General features: G+C 70.3%; 7 protein-coding genes. 1 reads left to right on the top strand and 6 read right to left on the bottom strand.

Annotated elements, in window-relative coordinates; genetic code table 11:
* Nucleotides 1-467 precede the first annotated feature (467 nt).
* On the bottom strand, nucleotides 468-2,663 hold the full coding sequence (recG, locus tag ACFWW9_RS44795) for an ATP-dependent DNA helicase RecG (RefSeq protein WP_390389532.1): 2,196 nt from the start codon (nucleotides 2,661-2,663) through the stop codon (nucleotides 468-470).
* A 14-nt stretch (nucleotides 2,664-2,677) separates the two neighbouring features.
* Nucleotides 2,678-4,282: a DAK2 domain-containing protein gene (locus tag ACFWW9_RS44790; protein ID WP_390389531.1), complete on the bottom strand. Its 1,605-nt coding sequence runs from the start codon at nucleotides 4,280-4,282 to the stop codon at nucleotides 2,678-2,680.
* 160 nt (nucleotides 4,283-4,442) lie between these two features.
* Between ACFWW9_RS44790 and rpmB the strand changes: the two genes are divergently transcribed.
* A complete protein-coding gene (gene rpmB / locus ACFWW9_RS44785) occupies nucleotides 4,443-4,634 on the top strand; it encodes a 50S ribosomal protein L28 (RefSeq protein WP_106188104.1) in 192 nt (63 codons plus the stop codon).
* Here the strand turns inward: rpmB and ACFWW9_RS44780 are convergent.
* The 4 genes from ACFWW9_RS44780 to ACFWW9_RS44765 all read right to left on the bottom strand — a co-directional run bounded on the left by ACFWW9_RS44780 (nucleotide 4,606) and on the right by ACFWW9_RS44765 (nucleotide 8,003).
* A complete protein-coding gene (locus ACFWW9_RS44780; RefSeq protein WP_390389528.1) occupies nucleotides 4,606-5,856 on the bottom strand; it encodes an MFS transporter in 1,251 nt (416 codons plus the stop codon). The genes rpmB and ACFWW9_RS44780 overlap by 29 nt on opposite strands.
* Before the next feature lie 111 nt (nucleotides 5,857-5,967).
* Nucleotides 5,968-6,645 carry a uracil-DNA glycosylase gene (locus tag ACFWW9_RS44775; RefSeq protein WP_390389526.1) on the bottom strand — a complete coding sequence of 226 codons (678 nt, stop codon included), beginning with the start codon at nucleotides 6,643-6,645 and terminating at the stop codon, nucleotides 5,968-5,970.
* Between the two features lie 16 nt (nucleotides 6,646-6,661).
* Nucleotides 6,662-7,183, bottom strand: a complete 522-nt coding sequence (locus ACFWW9_RS44770; protein WP_390389524.1) for a gamma carbonic anhydrase family protein — start codon at nucleotides 7,181-7,183, stop codon at nucleotides 6,662-6,664.
* Between the two features lie 22 nt (nucleotides 7,184-7,205).
* The gene (locus ACFWW9_RS44765) at nucleotides 7,206-8,003 is read right to left on the bottom strand and encodes a hypothetical protein (RefSeq protein WP_390389522.1); all 798 of its coding nucleotides are present in this window, start codon (nucleotides 8,001-8,003) and stop codon (nucleotides 7,206-7,208) included.
* Nucleotides 8,004-8,374 lie beyond the last annotated feature (371 nt).

The following is an 8,374-nucleotide window of genomic DNA, read 5'->3' as shown; positions in this document are numbered from 1 at the left end:
GGCCGCCCCCCGTTTGTTTTGGCCCCCCCCCCCCTTTTCGCTTTGTCAAGGCGTCTTTCCAGCCTTGACAAAGCGAAAAGGGGTGGGATAATTGGCGCAATCGGGGTTCGCCAAACCACCACGACGCCACACATACGCGTAAGCCAAACCCGCCAAAGAGGTGACGGGACCACTGAGCGGCCGGGTGGGAGCGACGAGATCGCGGGACATCCCGAGCAGCCGAGGGTTGCCTGCGGAGCCGCTGGGCGGCTGGGCAGGTGAACCGCCAGGCAACTGGATCGGCGAGGGGCACCGAGCGACCGGCTTGTCGGTCGGACAGCGAAGCCACTGGGCGAGAGCAGCGAGATCGCGGAACGTTGCCGAACGACCGGATTGTCGGCAAGCGGCAGGGCCGCTGGGCGGTTGAGTCGCCGGAAAGCTGGGCCAGCGAGGGCGGCTAGCTAGCCCGCACCCAAACACCCCCCACCTCAAGCCTTCTCCAGGTACTCCGCCCTCTCCTCATCCAACAACCCAGCCACCAACCCAGCCAACCCCGCATGCCCACTCAACTCCGGGTCACCTTCCACAACCCTCTGAGCCTCCCCCCGAGCATCCCGAATCAACTCTTCATCCCTCAACAACGACAGCATCTTCAACCCAGACCTCATCCCGGACTGAGCGGCCCCCAGGATGTCCCCTTCACGCCTCAACTCCAGGTCCAACTGCGCCAACTCGAACCCGTCCAACGTGGACTCCACAGCCCTCAACCGCTCCATAGTCGAAGTCCCGTCAGGCATCTCGGTCACGAGCAGGCACAACCCTGGAGCACTCCCCCGCCCCACCCGCCCTCGCAACTGATGCAGCTGACTAACCCCGAACCGATCCGCATCCATGATCACCATCACGGTCGCGTTCGGCACGTTCACCCCAACCTCGATCACCGTCGTAGCCACCAACACCTGCGTCGCATTAGCGGCAAAAGCCCTCATCACCGCGTCCTTCTCGTCCGCAGGCAACCGCCCGTGCAGGATCGCGATCGACAACCCCCGCAACGGCCCCTCAGCCAACCGGTTGGCCACATCCACCACGGCCAACGGCGGCCGCCGATCCGACGCGTCCTCCTTGGGCGGCTCCGCCCCGTCCTCGTCCGTCTCCCCGTCACCGATCCGCGGGCACACCACGTAAACCTGATGCCCCTTCGCGACCTCTTCGTGAATCCGCTGCCAGGCCCGCGACAACCACTGCGGCTTCTCCGCCAACGGCACCAGCGACGTGCTGATCGGCGACCGCCCCTGCGGCAGCTCGCGCAACGCCGACACCGTCAGGTCCCCGTACACCGTCATGGCCACGGTCCGCGGAATCGGCGTAGCCGTCATCACCAGCACGTGCGGCGAAGCCCCCTCCCGAGCCCGCCCCCGAAGAGCATCCCGCTGCTCCACCCCGAACCGGTGCTGCTCGTCCACCACGACCAACCCCAGGTCGGCGAACGTCACCTTGTCCTGGATCAGCGCGTGCGTCCCCACCACGATCCCGGCCTCGCCGGACACGATCTCCAGCATCGCCTTCTTGCGCTGCGGCGCGCTCATCGACCCGGTCAGCAACGTCAACCGCGTCGCGTGCTCCGCCGCCCCCAACTCCCCGGCCTGCGCGAGGTCCCCCAGCATCTCCCCCAACGACCGCGCGTGCTGCGCCGCCAACACCTCGGTCGGCGCCAACATCGCCGCCTGCCGCCCGGCGTCCACGACCTGCAACATCGCCCGCAAGGCGACCATCGTCTTGCCCGACCCGACCTCCCCCTGCAACAGCCGGTTCATCGGGTGCGTGCCGGACAGCTCGTCCGCGACCTCGTCGCCGATCTCGCGCTGCCCGTTCGTCAGCGTGAACGGCAGCCGCGCGTCGAACGCCTCCAGGATCTCCCCCGGCCGCAACGGGCACGCGGGGGCCGGGCGGGCGCCCGCCGACTGCCGTCGCTGGGCCAGTGCGAGCTGCACGGCCATCGCCTCGTCCCACTTCAACCGCTGCTGCGCCAGCGTGATCATCGCCCAGCTGTCCGGGCGGTGGATCGCGCGCAGCGCCTCCTCCAGCGGCATCAGGGAACGCTCCGACCGCAGCCGCGCGGGCAGCGGGTCGGCGGCTTCCGGGACGCCGTCCCACACGTCCAGCACCTGCTTGACGCAGTTGACGATGTTCCACGACTGGATGCCCTGCGCGGCCGGGTAGACCGGGATGAACGCCTGGGCGAAGCGGTCCGCCGCCGTGTCCGGGGCCTCGTCCTTGAGCACCTCGAAGTCCGGGTGCGCCAGCTGGAGCTTGTTGTTGAACCGCCCGACCTTGCCCGCGAACATCGCCTGCCTGCCGGGCAGCAGCTCGGTCTCGGCGACGTGCGCCGGCGCGCCGAAGAACACCAGCTGCAGCTCGTTCATGCCGTCGGTGATGGTCGCCTCGAACATGTAGCCGCGCCGGTTCTTCATGGCGCGCTTCTTGCCCGTCTTGACCTTCGCCTGCACGGTCACGTGCTCGCCCAGCTCCAGACTGGCGATCTCGGTCAGCTTCCCCCGCTCGTCGTACCGGCGCGGGTAGTGCCGCAGCAGGTCGCCGATCGTCAGCAGGCCGAGCCCGGCCTCCAGCGCGTCGGCGCTCTTCTTGCCGAGCACCGACACCAGCTTCTCGTCAAAGGTGGTCATCGCCGCCCATTCAACTACTCGACACCGACAAAGATGATCGCGTCCGGCTGTCCGCCCTGGTAGACGGTCAGTTCCACCTCGGGGTGGCTCAGCCGGAGGTGGTCCTCGAGCAGCTCGGCGAGGTCGTCGGGGGCGTCCGCGCCGAGCACGGCCGTCACGAGTTCGCCGCCTCCGCCGAGCATCCGGTCGACCAGGCGGCACGCGAGGTCGCCGACGTCGGAGGGGCCGGGTTCGATGAGGACGACCTCGCCGTCCAGGGTGCCGAGCAGGTCGCCCACCTCGACGCGGCCGACCCACGTGATGCCCGCGCTGTCCGACACGGCCAGTTCGCCGCGCCGGGTGGCGGCGGCGGCCTCGGCCATCGCGACCACGTCGTCGCCGGGGCGGCGGGACGGGTCGTGCACGGCGATGGCGGCGAGCACCTGGACCGGGGACGCGGTCGGCACCACGACGACGTCCTGGCCCGCCGCCACGGCCTGGCCGACGGCGTCGTCGAGGAGGTCGCGCAGGTCCGCCGCGCCGGGCAGGACGGTGACCTGGCGGGCGCGGGTGCCGACCAGGACGGCCAGCAGGTCCGCCGCGGTCGGGACGTCCAGCGTGGCCAGGTCGAGGACGACGGCCCCCTCGGCGCGGAACAGCTCGACCGCGCCCTGCCCGCTGACGAGCACGACGACGGCCCGGTCGCGCACGAAGCGCGGGGCCTGGGCGGCGATCTGGTCGGCGAAGCGGGCCACGGTGATCCGGTGCGGCCGTCCGACGCCGATGCCCGCCTCGATGACCGCGCCGATGTCGTTGCAGTGCACGTGGACGGTCCACAGCTCGGCGCCGTCTCCGACCACGGACACGCAGTCGCCGAGTCCGCCGAGCGCCGCGCGCAGGCCGTCGACGCCCGCGTCGGTCGTCCCGTCGAGCAGGTACATGACCTCGTACTCGTACTCGGTGGAGCCCGCTTCCCGGCCGGTGGTCAGGGATTCCGGGGTCCTCGGCAGCACCGGGACGACCTCGGTCTCCTCCTCGCGGCCGGTGATGACGGCGGCGAGTGTGTCCAAGAGCACCAGAAGTCCGCGCCCGCCCGCGTCCACGACCCCGGCCTTGGCGAGAACGGCCAGCTGGCGCGGGGTGTCGGCGAGCGCGGCGGCCCCGGCCTTCGCGGCGGACGTGATGACGTGCTCCAGGTCGTCCGGCCCGTCGCCCGCGGCCTCGGCGGCGGCGTGCAGCACCGACAGCACGGTGCCGGGCACGGGCTTGGACACGGCGGCGGTGGCCAGCACGTCGGCCCGGCGCAACGCCTGCCGCAGCGCGCCGCCGGTCATCGTGGAGGCCCCCTGGACGGTCTCCGCGAGCCCGCGCAGCACCTGGGACAGGATCACCCCGGAGTTGCCGCGAGCACCCGCCAGCGCGCCCCTGGCCAGCGCCGCGAGGGACGTGCCCGCGGCGTCCGACGGCGCGCGCAGCAGGGCGTCCAGCGCCGACCGCATGGTCTGGAGGAGGTTCGTGCCGGTGTCGCCGTCGGGGACCGGGTAGACGTTGATGCGGTCGATCGCCTCGCGATTCGCGTCCAGTGACCGCACGCACGCGTCCGCCCACTGGCGCACCGCTCCGGCATCGAGGACCTGCATGGCGGGAGCGTAGCCACTCGCCCCGACAGCCCCCGGTTTGGTCTCGGCACCGCACACCGGTTACCCTCATCGGTGTTGCCATGCCCGGCTGAGGCTTGTGCACGCTTGCGCGCCCGCCGGGGCGTGAGTACGAAATGAGCAACCCTAAGGAGTGGCTGACGTGGCTGCCGTGTGCGACGTCTGTAACAAGGGGCCGGGCTTCGGCCATTCTGTCTCGCACTCCCACCGGAAGACGAACCGCCGGTGGAACCCGAACATCCAGTCCGTGCGCGCGAAGGTTTCCTCCTCGCAGCGCCAGCGGCTGAACGTGTGCACCTCCTGCATCAAGGCGGGCAAGGTCGTGCGCGGCTGATCTCCAGCCCTGAAGCGGAAGCCCGGACACCACACGGTGTCCGGGCTTCCGCCTTTTCCGGGGTGGCGCCCAGGGCGAGCGTGACCGCGCCAGCCAGGAACGCGCCCATCCCGCCGATCGCGAACGCCCACCGCGGTCCCAGCAGCCCGACGACCCCCGCCGACACGACGGTTCCGGTCAGGTTCGCCGTGATGATCAGCGAACTCGCGGCCGCGAACACCCGCCCGCGCAACGGCTCCGGCGTCCGCAGCCGCACGAGCCCCTGCTGGGCCACGCCCTGCACGCCGTTCGAGCTACCGCCGAACACCCACCCCACGGCCGTCGTCGCCACGGCCGGGAACGCGGCGGGCAGGCACACGGCCAACCCGATCACGCACCCGCCGAACCCCAGCGCCAGCACCAGTCCGCGCTCGGACGTGACCCGGCCGACGAGCCGCGCGCCGATCAGCACGCCGATCACCCAGCACGACTGGAGCAGGCCGAACGTGATCGCGTCGCCGTGCAGGACGTCCACGATGTAGAACGGGTCGGCGACGTTGATCAGCACGATGCAGCCGATCGCGAACGCCATCCCGCCCACGGCGACCAGCAGCACCCGGTCCGCCCGCACGAACGCCAGCCCCGCCATCGCGTCGCTGCGCGCCGACGCCTGGTCGCGCGGCTCCCCTCGCGGATCCCGGTCCGCCCGCACGAACGCCACCAGCAGCGCCTCGACCAGGAACGTGCCCGCGTCCACGAACAGCGCGTCGCGGAACCCCACTCCTGCGATCAGCAGCGCCCCACCGGCCGATCCCGCGATCAGCCCCACGGTCCGCCCGGTCGCCAGCCACGAGTAGCCGCGCGTGGCGTCGTCCTCCCCCACGATCCTCGGCACCAGCGACGACGCGGCGGGGTTCGCCACCGCCTGCCCGCACCCCTGCACCACCAGCAGCCCCAGCACGACCGGCAGGTGCGCCAGCCCCGCGCCGATCCCCACCAGCGCCACCCCTTGCAGCAGCAACGCCCCGACCAGCAGCCGCCGGTTCCGCAACCGGTCCACCAGCAGCCCGGCCAGCGGCGCCCCCAACGCCACCGGCACCATGCTCGCCACCAGCACCCCGGACACCGCCAGCGAGTTGATCCGTTGGGCGTGCAGCAGCAGCACGATGATCGTGACCGAGTTCCCGAACGCCGACACCGCCGCCCCACCGCACACCAGCAGCAGATCCCGTTTCCCCCACATCGCGCCGACGCTAGCGGCCAAGCCCGCGCGGTGACATCGGTTAACCGCAGTACAACGAGGAGCCGCCCGCCGAGGGATCTCGACGGGCGGCTCCGGCACAGCGGGTACGGGCTAGGGCAGCTTCCAGTCGATCGGGGCAGCGCCCTGCTTCTCCAGCAGCTCGTTCGCCTTGCTGAACGGCCGGGAGCCGAAGAAGCCGCCGTGCGCCGACAGCGGGCTCGGGTGGGCGGACTCGATGCACGGCACCGGGTCCAGCATGGGCTTGAGGTTGCGGGCCGCGCGGCCCCACAGGATCGCGACCATCGGCTCCTCGCGGGCCGCCAGCGCGCGGATGGCCTGCTCGGTGATCTTCTCCCAGCCCTTGTTCTGGTGGGAGTTCGAGACGCCCGTGCGGAGCGTCAGGCACCTGTTGAGCAGCAGCACGCCCTGCTCGGTCCACGGCGTGAGGTCGCCGTTGGACGGGGTGGGGTAGCCGAGGTCCTCGACGTACTCCTTGTAGATGTTGATCAGGCTCTTGGGGATCGGCCTGGTGTCGGGCGACACCGAGAAGCTCAGGCCGACGGCGTGGCCCGGTGTCGGGTAGGGGTCCTGGCCCACGATGAGGGCGCGCACCTTGTGGAAGGGCTGCTGGAACGCGCGCAGCACGTTCTCGCCCGCCGGGAGGTATGTGTGGCCCGCGGCGACTTCGGCACGCAGGAACTCGCCCATTTCGGCGATGCGGTCGGAAACGGGGGCGAGTGCTTCAGCCCATCCGGTTTCCACGATCTCGTTCAGGGGACGTCCAGGCACAGCGCGTGACCCTATCTCAGTCGAGCCTGCGCAGTTCCTTGCGGTACAAGGCGATGTTCGCGACGTACCGGTCGACCGCGAACTGCCAGGCACGTTCCGGCACGACGTGCCCCGCCCGGATCTTCGCGGGCACCCCCAACGCCATCGACCGAGCGGGCACGTGCCCCTCGAACGACACGACCGCACCGGCCCCCACGATCGCGCCTTCCCCGACCACGGCCCCGTTCAGCACAACGGACCCGGACGCGATCAAACAGCGATCGGCGATGGTCGCCCCCTCGATGTGCACGTTGTGCCCGATCACGCACTCCTCCCCGATCTGCGCCGGGTGCACCTCGGTGCAGTGGATGACGGTTCCGTCCTGCACGCTGGTCCGCGCCCCGATCTCGATCCGCCCGTAGTCGCCGCGCAACACGGCCTGCGGCCACACCGACGCGAACGCCGCGATCCTCACGTCACCGATCACGGTCGCGTCGGGGTGCACGTACGCCTCCGGGTGGATCTCCGGCTCGTACGCGCCCAAGGCGTAGATGGCCACGCAACTCCCTCCTCACAGGGGTTCAGCCCACGTGCCGGATGCGAATCCCGCGCAGGAGGACCGGGTTCGACCAGCCTTGACCGTAGAGCACACCGTCCACGGAGTCGCCCGCTTCGTTCTCGTCCAGCACAGCCGACCCGCGAGCAACCCCCATCAACCCACTATGCGGCCCTGCCGGCACCCCGGCCAACGCACGGGGCAGGTACTGCCGAGCCAACACGTGCCCATCACTGGGCCGCACCACCACCCACGGCATCGTCAACCCGACAGGAGCAGGCACCAACCGCACCGGAATCCACTGTGGATCGCCCCCTAACAGCAGGCTCACCTTGCGCACGAACACGCGCTGCCACCACTGACTGAGCACCGGAGAGGTAGGAGGCAACGGCGGCTCGGCAAACTCCGGCTCCACGAGCGTGGACGAACTAACGGCCTGCGCCTGCCGCAACGCCACAGGCTCCTCCCCACCAACCCGCAACAAAGGCGGGTGAGCGACAACCAACTCGGCGGCAAACGGAATCCCATCAGCCCGAAGCTGATCAGGCGCATCCCCACAGGCCACCCGAAACACCTGCCGCACCTCACCACCACGCGCGTCGGCCAACGCCACCACGGGAACCACACGCGGCACCCGAGACGACGACACCCACCGCACCTGCGCCCACACAGGCTCCACGGGAGCCGACGGGTTGTCGTCAACGACCACGTGCCGCCCAGGAGGTTCCTCGAACCGGGGCCGCGCGATCTGCCAGAACAACACCCCGAACACGGCGGCGGCCAACCCGGTCAACCAGAGGTTCCCGCTGAAGAACCAGGTCACGACACCGAACCCGACCGGAAGCACCACGGCCCACCCGGTCTCCCAGCCCCGCCGAAGCGTGCGTTCACTCAGCACAAGCGGTCGATGCGGCCACTCCACCGTGTGTCTCCCCCCGAAGATCGAGAGTTTCACGGTACCGCCGGGTGGGGGTCGAGCAGGAGAGCTGACCGGGTGTCGCTCCAGACTTTCCGGCGGCTTCGACTTTCGGGGTGGCTGGGCGGCTGCGCGCCGGTTCCAGCCTGCCTACTTGGCGGCTTCGATTTCCAGCGCATCCGGCCAGCGGCTTCGACTCCCAGCGCGCTGTGTCCGATTTGATTTGGGGCCCCTAGATTTGCCCCTTGATCGGGCCAAAAGGCAGTGCCCCAAAGCCC

Origin of the sequence: Umezawaea sp. NPDC059074 (genome assembly GCF_042738955.1) — a bacterium.
Taxonomy (GTDB): Bacteria; Actinomycetota; Actinomycetes; order Mycobacteriales; family Pseudonocardiaceae; genus Umezawaea.
This window is presented reverse-complemented; position numbering and strand designations above follow the sequence as displayed.

Bases quoted from the DNA above. Each gene is read 5' to 3' on its own strand.
- recG (WP_390389532.1), bottom strand. From the start codon at position 2,663: ATGACCACCTTTGACGAGAAGCTGGTGTCGGTGCTCGGCAAGAAGAGC.
- ACFWW9_RS44790 (WP_390389531.1), bottom strand. From the start codon at position 4,282: ATGCAGGTCCTCGATGCCGGAGCGGTGCGCCAGTGGGCGGACGCGTGC.
- ACFWW9_RS44780 (WP_390389528.1), bottom strand. From the start codon at position 5,856: ATGTGGGGGAAACGGGATCTGCTGCTGGTGTGCGGTGGGGCGGCGGTG.